This window comes from Parerythrobacter aestuarii (genome assembly GCF_030140925.1).
GTDB lineage: Bacteria > Pseudomonadota > Alphaproteobacteria > Sphingomonadales > Sphingomonadaceae > Parerythrobacter > Parerythrobacter aestuarii.
This window is the reverse complement of record NZ_JARBWD010000001.1, coordinates 1983492-1999764: the sequence shown is the minus strand read 5'-3', so window position 1 is coordinate 1999764 and position 16273 is coordinate 1983492. Positions and strand designations below refer to the sequence as shown.

The window sequence follows — 16273 nt, the reverse complement described above, 5'->3', positions numbered from 1 at the left end:
GCGATTACAACCATGCGGGCAGCTTCGAAAGCGCTAAACGTCCATTTGGGACTAAAGCCCGGCTTTCTTCGCGGTTTCGAGAATGGCTGCGGCAAATCCGTGCGGATCGTCTTCCTGGATGAAATGGTGGCCGCTCAACGTGCGATGCAGGTCGTTGTTGCGTGCACCTGGCACGCGCTCGCGGAATTGGGCATCGCCGCCGCGCGTGATCGGGTCCTGGTCGGAAAAGCAACAGGTGAAGGGCTTGTCGAAGCGCTCCAGCACTTCCCATGCCGCGAGTTGGTCGGGTACGGCCACATTCTCGCCAAGCGGCACAAGTGACGGGAATATGCGAGCCCCGGCCTTGCTGGCGCGGCTGTGAAAAGGCGCATCGTAGGCCGCAACTTCGGCCTTGCTCAACTCCCGCGTTGTGGCGCGCTGGAGGATCTTTCCGATCGGGAAAACCGGGCTCCATTTCGAGAAGTTCCGCCACTTGGCAAAGGCGGGTGGTGCCTCCTGCCCAGCCGGGAGCCCACCGTTGGACAGGACCACGGCAGCAAAGCGTTCCGGCATGGCTGCAACCAGTCGTAAACCGACCAGCGAACCCCAGTCCTGACAAGCAAGCACGATGTCCTGCAAGTCCATTGCTTCGACCCATTCGCGCATCCATGCCACATGCCCGGCATAGCTGTAGTCGCTCTTGCGCGAGAGCTTGTCCGATTTGCCAAAGCCGACGAGGTCCGGCGCGACAGCGCGGTACCCGGCCTCGACCACTTGCGGGATCATGAAGCGATAGAGGAAGCTCCAGCTGGGTTCGCCGTGCAGCATCAGCACGGGACTGCCATCGCGCGGTCCTTCGTCGATATAATGGAGCCTGATGCCATCTGTAAGTTCATGATAGTGCGGCGCGAAAGGGTAATCAGGCAAGTTGGCGAAACGTTCTTCCGGAGTGCGGATAATTGTTGGCATGCTGTCTCTCCCAATTGCCAAATAAATCTGGCACAATAACAGTCAGTATTGAAGGGAGATCGATACATGAGCTTGGGTGAATGGTGGGGCCGCCATGGGGTGCCGCGCGTAATAAAGTTCGCTTGCGGCATGCCGGCGATCATGAAGCGGCGCTCGCGGATCGTACCACTTGCCAACGGTCATGTGTTCGAATTGGGATGCGGCGGAGGAATCAACCAGCAGTTCTACAATCCCGATGCCATCGACAGCTATGCTGGCATCGATCCCGATCCCACGCTGCTCGAATATGCTCGCGCCGAAGCGCAGAAGAAGGGCTGGAACGTCGATATCCGATCAGGAATCGGCGAAGACATCCCGTTTGACGACAACAGTTTTGACACCGTGGTGTGCACCTACACCATGTGCTCGGTGCAGGATCAGGCGCAGGTGATCAGGGAAATGCGCCGCATCCTCAAACCGGGCGGCAAGTTGCTTTTCCTCGAACATGGCCGGGCCCCCGATGCCGATGTCGCGCGGTTCCAGGAGCGGATCGAGCCTTATTGGAAGCCATTTGCCGGTGGCTGTCACCTGACCCGGCCGGTGACCGAAGCGGTCAGGGCAGGGGGCTTCGTGGTCGAACCCATGGGTGCGACTTACCTGCCGAAAACACCCAAGTCGCTTGGCTGGAACGAATGGGGCATGGGGATCAAGGCAGGAGGCTGATCAGCGGTTGCGCCTGTCCCAGGCCTCGATCCCGTCCTTCTCGATAAGATCGATGAGGAATTCCGCGAACCAGTTGCCCGGATCAAGCTCCAGAGTTTGCTTCAGATAGCGGTCGATGGTCGCCCGGTTCTTGGCCGCTTTGCCGCCACGCAGGATGGCATAGGCAAACTGCGCGCAACCCAATGCCAGTCCCCGTTCGCAAGCGGTCCGATACAGCCCGGCGGCCTGCCGCTTGTCCGGCTTGATTTCCGAGCCGCGATAGGCCGGGGCGGCACCGAAGTACTCGCGAGGTGAGAACATGGGGCATGCGAGACTGGATGCATCGTTGCAGGCCATGGCATAGAGCGCATTGCTTTTCACCAGGTCCTTCCCGATGCCGTAGCCGGCGCGATAATGGAAGCCGAGGTTCTGGCAGCTCTGGACATCCGTCAGGCTGCAGCCGCGCGCCAGCCAGCGGTTGGCCGTGGCCCCATCATCTTCGATCACAAATTCGTCATGGATGTCATACAGGCCAGCCAACATGAAGCAGGCTGGCCCCGCCTGTTGTTTGTCGATCAGGCACGCCCTGGTCAGGTAATCGACCGCCTTTCCAGCGTCTTTTCCGGTGTCCTTACCATCGCGATAGGCCATCCCGATCCGCGCACAGGAACCGACACTATCGAGCGCGCACCCCCTCTCGAAATAGGATAGGCGCGTTTCGCCCTCAGCCTTGTTGCCGAGGTTGAAACAGGAATCGCCGAAGCCTCCTGTACAGGCCTGTTCGAACAACTGCTTGGCTCGTTCGGCATCGGCTGGGACACCTTCGCCGTCACGATAGACGACCGCCACTTCATGACACGCGGCTGGATTGCCTGCATCGCAGGCCCCCTGCCACAGGACGCGCGCCGTTTCCCAATCGCCAGCCTTGTAGGCAGCGATCGCATCGGGCACCTCCTCGCCGGCCGACGCAAGCAAAGCGGTCGGCACGGCGAATGTCGCAAGAATTGGCAGCAGTAGTCGCGTCAATCGGCCCACGATGGAGCCCTATTCACCAAAAGTTCGCTGCCACCAGCCGCGGCGAGGAGTGCCATCGGTGTCTTCTCCGGATGCATCTCCAGGAGACGAACCAACTCCCGCTGCGTCATTGGCGGGTGCCGGGGCCGGTGTCGGAGCGGCTTCATCGGCAGCCGGTTCAGCATCGGCCTTCTTGCGACGGGTGCGCTTCGGCTTGGCCGGGGCTTCCTCTGTCGGAGCGTCGCTTGCGGCCTCTTCAGCAGGAGCTTCCTCAGCCTTCTTCTTGCGCGGAGCGCGACGCTTTGGCTTTTCTTCCTTGGCCTCTTCAGCGGGGGCTTCCTCAGCAGGCACGTCTTCAGCAGGTGCTTCCTCGGCCTTCTTTTTGCGCGGAGCCCGACGCTTCTTCGGTTTCTCTTCGGCTACCTCTTCCTTGGCCGAGACCGGTTCCTCGGTGTGTTCGGCTTCGGAAGCCTCCTCTACGGTGTCTTCGGTATCGCTTTCGCCAGTATCATCGCCAGTATCATCACCGGCTCCGCGACCGCGGCCACCGCGCCGGCGACCCCCACGACGGCGGCGCTTCTTCGGCTTGTCCTCGGAATCGTCGTCGGACGCCTCTTCGTCATCCGAGCTGTCTTCCAGGTCTTCGTCGCTATCGTCGGACTGTTCCTGACGTTTCTTGTTGCGACCACGGCCACCGCGGCGGCGGCGACGGCGCTTCTTGGGCTTGTCCTCGCTATCCTCGGTATCGTCGTCTTCGTCGTCCGCATCGTCAGTGAAATCATCGTCATCCTCGTCGTCGTCGACGATTGGATCGAATTTGGGCGCCTGTGAGGGGCGAGGGCCAGAGCTGCTTACGCTCATCTTGGCACCTTCATCTTCGCCCTCGGGGATAACTTCGACGCTCACGCCGTAACGATCTTCGATCTCCTGCAGGTCCCCGCGCTTGGCGTTGAGCAGGTAGATCGCTGCTTCGGTGCTGGCTCGCAGGGTGATGATCGTTCCCTTGCCCTTGGCTGCTTCGTCCTCGATCAGGCGCAGGGCCGAGAGGCCGGCGCTGGATGCTGTGCGGACGAGGCCGGTGCCATCGCAATGCGGGCAATCGCGGGTTGTCGCTTCGAGCACACCGGTGCGCAGGCGCTGGCGGCTCATTTCCATCAGGCCGAAGCCCGAGATGCGGCCCACCTGGATCCGCGCGCGGTCATTCTTGAGCGCGTCCTTCATGGCGCGCTCAACCTTACGGACGTTGTTGTTGTACTCCATGTCGATGAAGTCGATCACGACGAGGCCGGCCATATCGCGAAGGCGCAGCTGGCGGGCGATTTCCTTGGCCGCTTCCAGGTTGGTCGCAAGCGCGGTCTGCTCGATCCCGTGTTCCTTGGTCGAACGGCCGGAGTTGATGTCGATCGAGACCAGTGCTTCGGTGGGGTTGATCACCAGGTAGCCGCCCGACTTGAGCTGGACGACCGGGTCGTACATCGCCCGCAGCTGGTCTTCCGCGCCATAACGCTGGAACAGTGGCATGGGGTCGGAATAAGGCTTCACCCGGCGCGCGTGGCTGGGCATCAGCAGTTTCATGAAGGCCTTGGCCGACTTGTAGCCTTCCTCGCCTTCAACCACCACTTCCTCGATCTCGCGATTGTAGATGTCGCGGATGGCGCGTTTGATCAGGTCGCTATCCGAATGGATCAACGTGGGCGCGCTGGAAGACAGCGTCTTTTCGCGAATCTCGTCCCACAGCCGGGCGAGGTAATCGAAGTCGCGCTTGATCTCGGTCTTGTTGCGCTGGAGCCCCGCCGTGCGGACGATCAGGCCCATGCTACGCGGCAGGCTGAGATCGCTGACGATCTGTTTGAGCCGCTTGCGGTCGCCGGCGCTGGAAATCTTGCGCGAGATGCCGCCGCCGTGGCTGCTGTTCGGCATCAGCACAGTGTAGCGACCGGCAAGGCTGAGATAGGTGGTGAGGGCGGCACCCTTGTTGCCGCGCTCTTCCTTGACAACCTGCACCAGCATTACCTGGCGGCGCTGGATGACATCCTGGATCTTGTAGCGGCGACGCAATGCCTGGCGCTTGGCTCGCGCTTCATCGACGGCCTTGGCGCGGGCTTTGCCGCCCTTGCCCTGCCGTCGACCGCGCCCACGGCGGCCGCGTTGCCTGCCGTTGTCGTCATCCGAGGCTTCGTTCTCGTCCGATTCGCCGTCCTCGTCTTCGCTGTCGTCTTCGTCGCTATCGTCGTCGCCTTCTACCTGGCCTTCCTCGATGGTAGCGACCTTGTCCTTTTCCGATGTGTCGATTTCCTCAAGCCCGTCTTCGGCCAGGTCCTCGACCAGCGCCTCGGCGCTTTCCTCGTCTTCGGCGTCGTACTCGTCACCGGGAATTTCGCCGCGCTCTTCCTCTTCGGCGCGCAGGCGAGCCTCTTCCTCGGCTGCCTCGGCCTCTTCCGCCAGCAGCGCTTCGCGGTCGGACTGCGGGATCTGGTAATAATCGGGGTGGATTTCGCTGAAGGCCAGGAAACCATGGCGATTGCCGCCGAAATCGACGAACGCTGCCTGCAGCGACGGTTCGACCCGTGTTACCTTGGCGAGATAGATGTTGCCTTTGATCTGCTTGTGTTCGGCAGATTCGAAATCGAATTCCTCAATCCGGTTGCCCTTGAGCACCGCCACCCGGGTTTCTTCCTGGTGGCGCGCATCGATAAGCATGCGCGTAGCCATTGAATTGTCTCCATGCGCGAACGGGGACGGCCTCGGGCCGCAATCCCTCGCGCAGATATGTGTGGGAACCGCCGGTGGATTGGCCACGGGCGGAATGGATAGACCGGCCCGGAAGCGCACAAGGCTTCGGGGCGCGGGATGCTGTGTCTACGCCAAGGAGACCTCGCTGCTGTAGCGTGCCCATACCTGCCGCAACGGCGCTGCAACCTTGCGATTGCCTGCCGGAATACGGGGGGTGGAGTCTCATGTGGCGTATCAACCTGTTATTCTTATGCCACCTGCGAATGGGTGCGGGTGGGAGCCGGATTTTCCTGTTGAGTCACCGCCTTGCATTCTGAGAGGCAAGAGCGGAAGGCCCAACTTCCGGTCGGACTCTTGCTAGCATCGCGGGAGAACTCCGGCAACTATATTGCGCACTTAGCCACCAACGCCCTAACACGCTGCTAAGATTATGTCGCTGCGCGCCCAACTCTGGCTGGTTTTCCTCTTGCCGGTAGCCATCATGGCCGGGCTTTATGCCTTTGGCCTGACGATTCCCGTCCCGCATCTGGGGCGCGACTATGTCCTCAGGATCGACCTTCCGCAGGGAAATGAACCGGTCGACCTGCCAACGATATACGGGCCGCAGGACCGCTCGCGCCCGCTGGTCGTGATCGATGCCGGGCACGGCGGCAAGGATCCCGGCTCCAGCGGCAGCGGACGGCGCGAGAAGACACTTGTGCTGGGTCTTGCCCTCGCGCTCAAGGATGCATTGCTGGATCAAGGTGGTGTTCGCGTCGCGCTGACGCGCGAGGACGATACCTTCCTGGTGCTGGAAGAGCGGCCTGAGATTGCCAGGCGCATGGATGCGGACCTGTTTATCTCGATCCATGCCGATTCGGCGGGTGAGATTACCGGGATCAGCGGGGCAAGTATCTACACCTTGTCGAGCCAAGCCTCGGACGAGGCGGCCGCCCGCTTCGCTGAGCGCGAGAACAATGCCGACCGGTTGAACGGGGTCGAAGTCACGGGCCAGTCGGATGCGGTCAGCGACATCCTGGTCCAGCTTTCACAGCGCCGCGTGCAGCAAAATTCGGCTGAATTCGCTGCGCTGATCGTGCGCGAGGGGCGCTCAACGCTGAAATTCCATCCGCAGGCACGGCGCTCTGCTGCGCTAGCGGTCTTGCGGGCACCCGATGTCCCGGCGGTCCTTTATGAATCGGGCTACATCACCAATCCCGCCGATGCTGCCCGGTTGACCTCACCCGAAGGGCAACGAGCCTTTGCCGAGGCGCTGGCGCGGGCCGTGCGGATCTACTTTGCGCGCCAAACCCGCGAATAATCCCGCAGTTGGTTATAGCGCGGTGCAGAATCCGCGTGCTAGGGGCTTGCCGTGACTATGGCTGAAGGTTCTTCCATCGAAGCAATTCGCTATCGCATCCGGCGCGAGGCGACCGGGGCGATCAACTGGGTCAAGCGGCAGTGGCGCGAAAGCCGCTGGTTCCGCTGGGCCATGATCCTGCTCGGGTTGTTGCTGGCCGCATGGATCGTGCTGTGGGCGGTGCTCGCTCGCGATCTGCCGGATGCGGAGAAGCTGCTCGATTACGAACCGCCGCTGCCCACTGTCGTGCGCGGGATCGATGGCGAGATCGTCCATTCCTATGCCCGTGAGCGGCGTGTGCAGCTGCAATATGCCGATTTCCCGCAAGAACTGATCGAGGCCTATCTCGCGGCCGAGGACAAGACCTTTTTCAGCCACGGGGGCATTGATGCCGGCGGCCTGGTCGGCGCAGTTGTCGACTATGTCAGCAAGCTGGGTTCGGGTGAGCGCGCGGTCGGCGGTTCGACCATCACCCAGCAGGTGGCGAAGAACATCCTGCTCAGCAACGAGTATTCGATCACTCGCAAGCTCAAGGAAATGCTGCTCGCGCGCCGCATCGAAGGCGTGCTGACAAAGCAGGAGATTCTTGAGCTGTACCTCAATGAAATCCCGCTTGGTCGCCGTTCATTCGGGGTCCAGGCCGCAGCGCGGGCATATTTTGACAAGGACGTGGGCGAGCTGGAACTGCACGAAGCGGCATTTCTCGCGGTTCTTCCCAAGGCTCCGGAACGCTATGGCCGCAAAGGTGAAGAGCAGGCCGCGCTCAACCGGCGCAATTTCGTTCTCGACCAGATGGTCGCCAGTGATTTCATCAGCGAAGCGCAGGCCAATGCCGCCAAGGCCAAGCCGCTAGGCCTCGTCACCCAGCGCAGCCAGCGCTCCGCCGATGCCGGCTATTTCCTCGAGGAAGTACGCCGCCAGCTGATTGCCGATTTCGGTGAAGCAGCCGAAGACGAGGAGACCGGCGAGGCGAACAAGAACAGCGTCTATGCCGGCGGGCTGTGGGTGCGCACGTCGCTCGACATGGAAATGCAGGATGCGGCACGCAAGGCCCTGCGCGAAGGGTTGCTGCGCTACAACGGCGGCAGCACTTATCGTGGGCCGATTGCGACACTCGATATGGCAGCCGGCAATTGGCAGGGTCAGCTGCAGAGCTCGTTCCTGTCGATCAACTACGAGAACTGGCGGGTCGGCGTTGTGACGGAACGGAATGGCCCAAGCGCGACCATCGGCTTTACGGATGGGTCGACCGCGCCGCTTTCCAACCTGCCCAATTCGCTCAAGGCTGGCGATATCATCGCTGCCGCACCGGCTGGCAATGGCTACAGCGTGCGGGGCATCCCTTCGGTCTCGGGCGGATTGGTGGTGGAAGATCCGATGACCGGTCGGGTACTGGCGATGCAGGGTGGCTTCGACAGCCGGCTTGGCGCGTTCAACCGGGCAACGCAGGCCGAACGGCAACCGGGCTCCACGATCAAGCCGTTTGTCTACGCGACGGGGCTCGAGAACGGTTTTACCCCCGCGACGCAGGTCGAGAATTCGAGCTATTGCTATTACCAGGGCGCGCGGCTGGGTGAAAAATGCTTCAGAGGTGGGCGCGGGGGCCAGTTCCCGCTGCGCTATGGCCTGGAGCAGTCGCAGAACATCATGACCGTCCAGATCGCGATGGAATCGGGCATGCCCAACGTCATCAACACCTTCAAGGCGCTGGAAATCCCGAGCGCGGGCAGCAATTACCAGCCTTATCCGGCCTTCGCGCTGGGGGCAGGGGAGACGACGGTACTCAACATGGTCAATGCCTATGCTGCATTGGCAAACCATGGACGGCTGAACACTCCGACCCTCGTCGATTTCGTGCAGGATCGCCACGGCAAGGTGATCTGGCGGGCCGACAAGCGGGCCTGCAACGGCTGCAACATGCCGGAGTGGGACGGCAAGCGGATGCCCCGGCTCAAGCCGGCCGGCAAGCAGGCGATGGACGCGCGCACTGCATTCCAGACCATGCACATGCTCGAAGGCGTCATCACCCGCGGAACCGCCAAGCGGTTGCGAGACCTGGACCTGCCGCTGTTCGGCAAGACCGGCACCACCACCGGTCCCACGGATGTGTGGTTCGTTGGCGGGACGCAGGAATATATTGTCGGGGCCTATGTCGGCTATGACAACCCGCGCAACCTTGGCGGGGTGGAAGGCGGCTCGCTCGCGGCACCGATCGTCAAACGCGTGATCACGGAGACCCGCAATCGCTGGTCCGACCACCCGCCGATCGCGCCGTCGGGCGTGCGGATGGTGCGGGTCGATCGTCGCACTGGCAAGCGGGTATTCGATGGCTGGCCCAGCGACAGCTGGGACTCGGCTGTCATCTGGGAGGCTTTCAAGCCGGATACCGAACCGCCGCGCTCGACCCGGGCCGACGAGATAGAAGCGCGCCGCAAGGAGATCCTCGACCTCATCCGGCGCGGGTCGCAGGCGAGCGACGAGACCCGCAGCGAAAGCGACGAAGTCGAAGCGCTGGAAGACTTTGTTGAAGACCAGGGCGGCATCTACTGATCGGTCGATTGTGACATGGCAGCGTGATCGGCCATTGGCCCGCGCTGCCAGTTTCGCTAAGCGAGCGAACCAAGCGAATTGAAGGAATTACCCATGCGTGCCGAAGGGCAGGCCAATATCGACCGCATCGAAGCCGCGCTCAGCCTCGTACGCCAGTCGCTAGACTGGGAGCGCGCGCTGCGCCGGCTGGATGAGCTCAACGCGCGGGTGCAGGACCCGAACCTGTGGAATGACCCCAAGGAAGCCCAGGCTATCAGCCGTGAGCAGAAGTCGCTGGAAAGCGCGGTCAACACGGTCAACGAAATCAGCTCCGAAATGGCCGACGCCATAGAGTTCGTCGACATGGGCGAAGCGGAAGGCGACGAGGATGTCGTAAAGGAAGGGCTCGCCAGCCTCGAAAAGCTCGCCAATCGCGCCGACGCCGACAAGGTGCAGGCACTGCTATCGGGCGAGGCCGATGCCAACGATACCTATATCGAAATCCATGCCGGTGCCGGTGGAACGGAAAGCCAGGATTGGGCCGAAATGCTTATGCGCATGTATGCCCGGTGGGCGGAAAAGCGCGGCTACAAGGTCGAGACGATCGAGTACCAGGCCGGCGAGCAGGCCGGGATCAAGTCGGCAACGCTGCTGGTGAAGGGCGACAACGCCTATGGCTATGCCAAGACCGAGAGCGGGGTGCACCGGCTGGTTCGGATCAGCCCCTATGACAGCTCGGCCCGGCGGCACACCTCGTTCAGTTCGGTCTGGGTCTATCCGGTGATCGATGACGACATCGAGATCGAGATCAACGAGAGTGACCTCAAGATCGACACCTATCGCGCATCGGGTGCAGGCGGGCAGCACGTCAACACGACCGATTCCGCCGTCCGCATCACCCACCAGCCGACCGGGATCGTCGTTGCCAGTCAGAACGACCGCAGCCAGCACAAGAACAGAGCAACCGCTATGAGCATGCTCAAGGCGCGCCTGTTCGAACGCGAGATGGCCGAACGCGAGGCTGCGGCGAGCGGCGAATATCAGGAAAAGACCGAAATCGGCTGGGGGCACCAGATCCGCAGCTATGTCTTGCAGCCCTACCAGATGGTCAAGGACCTGCGCACCGGCGTGACCTCAAGCGCCCCCGACGACGTGCTCGACGGCGCGCTCGACCCCTACATCTCCGCCGCCCTGGCGCAGCGCGTAACGGGCGAGAAGGTCGATGTGGAGGACGTGGAGTGATCCGCATCGCATCCATGGCCGTGCTCTCGGCGGGGTTGGCACTCGCCGCCTGCAACCGTGTGCCTTCGATGGATGACAGCGACCGCCTCGAAAGTGCACGCGAATTCCCTCGACCCGATCGCCCGGTATCCGAACTTGGTGCCAACCAGTTCAGTACTGAGACTGCCCGCGACAAGGTCGACGAGGCGCGCAAGGTGATGGATTTTGCCAGCATCGAGCCGGGTATGACCGTGGCCGATATCGGAGCGGGCGAGGGATATTACACCGTTCGTCTGGCACAACGCGTGGGCGAGGACGGCCGCGTGCTGGCGCAGGATATCGACCAGGACGCGATCCAGCGGTTGGGCCTCAGGGTCGAGAAGGAACGGCTCGACAATGTCTCGATCAAGCTCGGCGCGCCTGACGATCCGCGCTTGCCCGATGACAGTTTCGACCGTGTCTTCATGGTCCACATGTATCACGAGGTGGAGGAGCCCTACGCGTTCCTTTGGCGGCTGTGGCCTTCTCTGAAAGAGGGCGGGCAGGCTATCGTTGTCGATGTCGACCGGCCGACCGACCAGCACGGGATCGACCCCTTCCTGCTCAAATGCGAATTCGAACAGGTCGGCTTCAAGCTCGACACCTTCCGCGACGCGCCAGAACTTGCGGGGTACTATGCACAGTTCCGCAGACTCGCTACGAGGCCGGAGCCGGGAGAAATTAAGCCCTGCAAAGGCGGGGTCGCACGTGCCGCAGGGGGCGGCGCAAAGAAATAAAAACAGAATTGGAATTTCAATGACTTTCAAGGGATTGCAGCCGATCAATTATGGCGGCCGCGAAGTTTGGCCGCTGGTCGAAGGGGGCAAGGGTGTCTCTGCCACCAACCACATGTCCTCAGGCGCGTGGGCGGCTGCGGGCGGTATCGGCACTGTCAGCGCGGTCAATGCCGACAGTTATGACGAAGATGGCAACCCGATTCCCCAAATCTATCCGCAGGCCACCCGCAAGGAACGCTTCGAACAGCTCGTCCGCTACGCCATTGATGGTGCGACCGAACAGGTAAACCGGGCGTATGAGATTGCGGACGGCAAGGGTGCAATCAACATCAACGTGCTGTGGGAACAGGGCGGTGCCCAGCAAGTGCTTGAAGGTGTGCTTGAGAACTGCAGCGACAAGATCACCGGCGTCACCTGTGGAGCGGGCATGCCTTACAAGCTCGCCGAGATCGCCCAGCGCTTCAACGTCCACTACCTGCCCATCGTCAGCTCGGCCCGCGCTTTTCGCGCACTGTGGAAGCGCAGCTATTCCAAGGTACCCGAGCTGCTGGCTGCAGTCGTCTACGAAGACCCGTGGCTGGCGGGTGGGCACAACGGCCTTTCCAATGCCGAAGACCCGACCAAGCCGGAGGATCCCTATCCCCGCGTCAAGGCGCTGCGCGAGACCATGCGGGCCGAAGGTGTCTCCGAGGATACCGCCATCGTCATGGCCGGGGGCGTGTGGTTCCTGCGCGAATGGAACGACTGGATAGACAATCCGGAGCTGGGCAAGATCGCTTTCCAGTTCGGCACCCGCCCGTTGCTGACCAGGGAAAGCCCGATTCCCAATGTCTGGAAAGAGATGTTGCGCACGGTCGAGCCAGGAGACGTGCTGCTGCACAAGTTCAGCCCCACCGGCTTCTATTCCAGCGCGGTCAAGACGCCGTTCCTCTATGACCTGATGCACCGCAGCGAGCGGCAGATCCCGATCTTCAAGCGCGAGGAGGAAGAGGGCACCATTCCGCTGCTCGATCACGGCAAGGCCAAATATTTTTACGTTCACCCGGGCGACCAGCGCAAGGCGCTGGCATGGATGCACGAAGGGTTTTCCGAGCCGCTCAAGACGCCTGACGACACCGTGGTGTTCGTGACCCCTGAAAGCGCCGAACAGATCCGCGCCGACCAGCAGGGCTGCATGGGCTGCCTGTCGCATTGCCAGTTCTCGAGCTGGAAGGATCACGACAATCACACCACCGGTCGCCTGGCCGATCCGCGCAGCTTCTGCATCCAGAAGACGCTGCAGGACATCGCCCATGGCGGCGACCCGGACGAGAACCTCGCCTTCGCCGGTCACGCGGCGTACCGTTTCAAGCAGGATCCGTTCTATTCCAACAACTTCACCCCGACGGTGAAGGAACTGGTCGAACGAATCCTGACCGGGGACTGATCCGCACTTGAGCAAGCCACCTTCCCTCAGGCTTTGGGCCAGCGAGGTGGGTGCGCTGCCCAAGGTGCTGACCGCTCCGCTGCGCGGTCCTGTCAAGGTCAAGCCATTCGGGGAAGACCGGCCGGTTATGGTCATCCCGGGGATGCTCTCGGGTGATGCCACCACGGCATTGCTTCGGGTGTCGCTGGAAAGTGCCGGATTCGACACCTACGGCTGGGGTGGCGGCCTGAATACGACCGTTAACGCAGAATCTGTCGAGCGCGTGGAGAAGAGGCTCGCGGACATTGCTCGACAAACAGGGCAAGGTGTCATCCTGATCGGATGGAGCCTTGGCGGCCTCTATGCGCGGCTGCTGGCGCACCGGCGACCTGAACTTGTTGCGTTGGTGATGACCTTGGGCTCTCCGTTTTCAGGCGATCGCCGGGCCAACAATGCGTGGCGGGTGTACCAATTGCTCAATGATCACCGCGTCGATGCCACGCCGTTCAAGGAAAATGTCGGAGCCAAGCCGCCGGTTCGCACCATCGCCATGTGGTCTGCCGTCGACGGTATTATTGCTCCGGAAAGCGCGCGCGGTCTTCCCGAACAATCGGACCGGCAAGTCGAATTGCCCTATCGCCATTTGGAACTCGGCAGCTCGCGACGGGCGATTGCAGAAATCCTTTCGGTCTTGCGCGAAGAGGTTGGCGCGGGGGACTAGTCCAGCCGCGGGTCGCGGCCGTAAGGATTGTTTTCGTTCTTCTCCGGCAGCAGCAGGATCGCGACCACGCACAGGGCCCCTGCCAGGCTGATCATGTCCCCCGTCAGCCCCCACGGATCGGGCCACGCAGGGTCCGATGTGTCCATGGTGCTCACCAGCCAATCTTCATAGGTAGCAACCAGCATGAGAGCGATGACCGGCAGTGTGAGCCATCCGGTCCGGCCCATGTCGTGCAATCGACGGGTGAGTAACGCCGGCAAGGGTATGAAAAAGGTGATCGCCGATCCCCAGCCAATTGCATCTTCTTCTATCAATCCGGTGAGATCGATCAGCCCTACGACCAGCTGTAACAGGATGCTGCCGACGATCAGATAGACGACCATTTCCGTGCGGCGAGAACGGCCTTCGAATGTGAAGGAATTGCGGACAGTCTGCGGCAGCAACCACAAATCGCGCACCAATCCGGACTGGTAGCGACTGTCGTCGCCGGTCGCGTCGTTCAAGGCATTACCCCCTCAGGTTCAGGACCAGGAACAAAGTCGATTCGTTCTGGATATTGTAGTCACGCAAGGTCCGCTCGTCCTCCAGCTGCTTGCCTGCGAAAATAAGCCGCTGCTGCTCCGGCGGGATGCCTTCTTTCGCTAGGACCGCTTGTTTGGCCTGGAAGATTGTCGAGCCAGGGGTGATGCGGATCGGGATAACCTTGCCAGTGAGAGTCTTGACCAACACCGTGATCTCGGTCTGCGCATCGTCGGCCGCGTAGACCGGAAGCGCTGGAACCACCAAACCGGCAGTCAAAGTGGTGGCACCAAGTATGGCACCAAGCAGTCTGGACATGGGATTTTTCCTCCGTCTCGTCTGTGCGCCCCGAATTGACTTTCCCCAACCTAAACCAGCGCGTCGAGCACCTGGTCGGGCGGACGATGGCCGTCGGCCCAGAAGCGGATATTGGCGATGACTTTCTCGCCCGAGGCTTCGCGGCCCTCCGCCGTGGCGCTGCCGATGTGAGGCAAGGTCATGACGTTCGGATGCCGGATCAGGCGCTTGTCGACCCTGGGCTCATCCGGATAGACATCCAGCCCGGCGCCGGCGAGGTGGCCACTTTCCAGCGCCGCGATGAGCGCTTCCTGGTCGACCAGTTCGCCGCGGGCCGTGTTGATCAGGCTCGCGCCCTGTTTCATCAACCCGATCCTGCGCGCATCGAGCATCCCTGTCGTCTCCTCGGTCGCCGGGCAGTGCAGGGTAAGTATGTCAGCTTCTGCCAACAGAGTATCGAGATCAGGGACATAGCGCGCCGCCAACATCCGCTCGATTGCTTCAGGTAACCGCTTGCGGTTGTGATAGGCGATATCGAGCCCGAAAGCCCGAGCGCGGTGCGCCACCGCTTGCCCGATGCGGCCCATCCCTACGATGCCCAGCACTTTCCCGCCGATCCGACGCCCCAGCATGCGCGAGGGTGCCCAGCCGGTCCACTTGCCGGTCCGCACCAGCTCGACGCCCTCGCGGATACGGCGTGGGACCCCGATGATGCCGAGCATGGCAATGTCGGCGGTGTCATCGGTGAAGACTCCGGGCGTATTGGTGACCATGATCTTGCGCTTCGCAGCGGCGGCGAGGTCGATATGATCGGTACCGGCACCGAAATTGGCGATCAGCTTCAGGCGCTCGCCAGCGCCTTCGATCAATTCGGCGTCGATTCGGTCAGTGACTGTCGGCACCAGAACGTCGCAATCGGCCATCGCGTCGGCCAATTGTTCGCGGGTCAAGGGGATGTCGCCGGTATTGAGCGTTGCATCGTAGAGCTCGCTCATGCGCGCTTCGACGGAGGGCATCAGGTGGCGGGTAACTACCACCCTGGGAGTGCCTCCGATACGCCGGGCGGTCGTGTCGCTGCTGTCGGTCATCTGTCCCGTGATTGGACATAGCGCGCATTGCGGTCAAGTCGGGCCGGGCAAACTCTTGCGGGGAAGCGTTCATTTACCATAAGATGCCTTGCCATGACCCGGGTACTGCTTCTTACATCGTTGACACTGCTCCTCGCCGCCTGCGGCGAAGCGAGCGCGCAGCAGCGCGAGACGCCTTATTGGGCGACAATCGATACGACCAAGCTCAACCTCCGGGTCGGTCCCAGCACTGAGTATCGGATCAACTGGGTCTACAAGCGCAAGGGGCTGCCGATCAAAGTACTGCGGCTCAAGGAAGGTTGGCGCTACATTGAAGATAGCGACGGTGATCGCGGTTGGGTTGCCAAGACCATGCTGAGCGCCGAACGCGGTGGGCTCGTCGTGGGGGAAGGGCTTGCACCGATGCGTACCGCCCCGGCGGACAATTCATCGCTCAAATGGAACCTCGAACCGGGCGTTGTCGGCAAGCTCGGCGAATGCGAGGCGGGCTGGTGCGAGCTCTCGGTCGCAGGACGCGAAGGCTATGTCCCGGCGGACCGTCTCTATGGAGCAGGCGCGCCCTGACGTGAGCCGGATCGCCCGGCTGCTGGCTCAACGATCCGTGCCGAAGCCGCTTATTCCGCAGGCACTTCTTCCGCGACAGGGGTAACGTAAATCGTCCGACCATCGTCGCTGGTCGCGCTGAATCTGCCGTCGTCGCCTGGAACCTCATCAGTGTAGCAAACCTGAGGATTGTCGCCCTCGGGATCGAAACAGGTTCGCTGGCCGATACTGGTCCAGCTGCCGCGGGCAATCTGGTTTCCGTCAGGCTGGAAGGTGGTGTAAGTACCGTCGGCCTCCAGCACGGCCCGATTGACCGTTCCATCACTGTCGAATGAGAAGTCGTATGTACCGGGCGTAATCGCCGGGGCCGGTTCTTCTGCTTCGGCTGCAGGTTCAGCGGTTTGAGAACAAGCAGCCAATGCGGCTGCCGCGAGTAACGCAGTCCATTTCTCCATCTCT

15 protein-coding genes are annotated in these 16273 nt (G+C 61.9%); 8 read left to right on the top strand and 7 right to left on the bottom strand.

The genetic code is table 11. The annotated features are described in order from the left end of the window. Positions 1-51 precede the first annotated feature (51 nt). A complete protein-coding gene (locus tag QPW08_RS09780) occupies positions 52-948 on the bottom strand; it encodes a haloalkane dehalogenase (RefSeq protein ID WP_284125624.1) in 897 nt (298 codons plus the stop codon). Between the two features lie 66 nt (positions 949-1014). Here QPW08_RS09780 and QPW08_RS09775 point away from each other — a divergent pair, with 66 nt between their 5' ends. Continuing rightward, positions 1015-1650, top strand: coding sequence for a class I SAM-dependent methyltransferase (locus QPW08_RS09775; protein ID WP_284125623.1), 636 nt, complete (start codon positions 1015-1017; stop codon positions 1648-1650). On the opposite strand, the gene QPW08_RS09770 is transcribed toward QPW08_RS09775, so the two are convergent. After that, positions 1651-2616, bottom strand: a complete 966-nt coding sequence (locus tag QPW08_RS09770) for a tetratricopeptide repeat protein (protein ID WP_284125622.1) — start codon at positions 2614-2616, stop codon at positions 1651-1653. 57 nt (positions 2617-2673) lie between these two features. Next, positions 2674-5355: an Rne/Rng family ribonuclease gene (locus QPW08_RS09765; protein ID WP_284125621.1), complete on the bottom strand. Its 2682-nt coding sequence runs from the start codon at positions 5353-5355 to the stop codon at positions 2674-2676. A 451-nt stretch (positions 5356-5806) separates the two neighbouring features. Between QPW08_RS09765 and QPW08_RS09760 the strand changes: the two genes are divergently transcribed. From QPW08_RS09760 to QPW08_RS09735, 6 genes are all read left to right on the top strand, one after another. Further along, complete coding sequence (locus QPW08_RS09760; RefSeq protein ID WP_284125620.1) at positions 5807-6676, top strand: N-acetylmuramoyl-L-alanine amidase family protein; 870 nt, start codon at positions 5807-5809, stop codon at positions 6674-6676. 57 nt (positions 6677-6733) lie between these two features. Next, on the top strand, positions 6734-9265 hold the full coding sequence (locus tag QPW08_RS09755) for a penicillin-binding protein 1A (RefSeq protein WP_284126333.1): 2532 nt from the start codon (positions 6734-6736) through the stop codon (positions 9263-9265). Between the two features lie 93 nt (positions 9266-9358). Further along, positions 9359-10486, top strand: a complete 1128-nt coding sequence (prfB, locus tag QPW08_RS09750; protein ID WP_284125619.1) for a peptide chain release factor 2 — start codon at positions 9359-9361, stop codon at positions 10484-10486. A gap of 14 nt (positions 10487-10500) precedes the next feature. Beyond that, positions 10501-11241, top strand: coding sequence for a class I SAM-dependent methyltransferase (locus QPW08_RS09745; RefSeq protein ID WP_284126332.1), 741 nt, complete (start codon positions 10501-10503; stop codon positions 11239-11241). 19 nt (positions 11242-11260) lie between these two features. After that, positions 11261-12667, top strand: a complete 1407-nt coding sequence (locus tag QPW08_RS09740; protein WP_284125618.1) for an NAD(P)H-dependent flavin oxidoreductase — start codon at positions 11261-11263, stop codon at positions 12665-12667. Positions 12668-12674: 7 nt separating this feature from the next. Next, entirely contained in the window at positions 12675-13367 is a 693-nt protein-coding gene (locus QPW08_RS09735) for a lipase family protein (RefSeq protein WP_284125617.1), read from the top strand. Here QPW08_RS09735 and QPW08_RS09730 read toward each other — a convergent pair. Genes QPW08_RS09730 through QPW08_RS09720 form a run of 3 tightly spaced genes read right to left on the bottom strand, consistent with a single transcriptional unit; the run spans position 13364 to position 15271 of the window. Then, a complete protein-coding gene (locus tag QPW08_RS09730) occupies positions 13364-13870 on the bottom strand; it encodes a DUF805 domain-containing protein (protein WP_284125616.1) in 507 nt (168 codons plus the stop codon). The genes QPW08_RS09735 and QPW08_RS09730 overlap by 4 nt on opposite strands. Before the next feature lie 4 nt (positions 13871-13874). Further along, positions 13875-14204, bottom strand: coding sequence for a ubiquitin-like protein (locus QPW08_RS09725; protein ID WP_284125615.1), 330 nt, complete (start codon positions 14202-14204; stop codon positions 13875-13877). A 50-nt stretch (positions 14205-14254) separates the two neighbouring features. Then, entirely contained in the window at positions 14255-15271 is a 1017-nt protein-coding gene (locus tag QPW08_RS09720) for a 2-hydroxyacid dehydrogenase (RefSeq protein WP_284125614.1), read from the bottom strand. Positions 15272-15391: 120 nt separating this feature from the next. Between QPW08_RS09720 and QPW08_RS09715 the strand changes: the two genes are divergently transcribed. Next, a complete protein-coding gene (locus QPW08_RS09715; RefSeq protein ID WP_284125613.1) occupies positions 15392-15835 on the top strand; it encodes an SH3 domain-containing protein in 444 nt (147 codons plus the stop codon). Positions 15836-15885: 50 nt separating this feature from the next. On the opposite strand, the gene QPW08_RS09710 is transcribed toward QPW08_RS09715, so the two are convergent. Beyond that, positions 15886-16269, bottom strand: coding sequence for a hypothetical protein (locus QPW08_RS09710; RefSeq protein ID WP_284125612.1), 384 nt, complete (start codon positions 16267-16269; stop codon positions 15886-15888). Positions 16270-16273 lie beyond the last annotated feature (4 nt).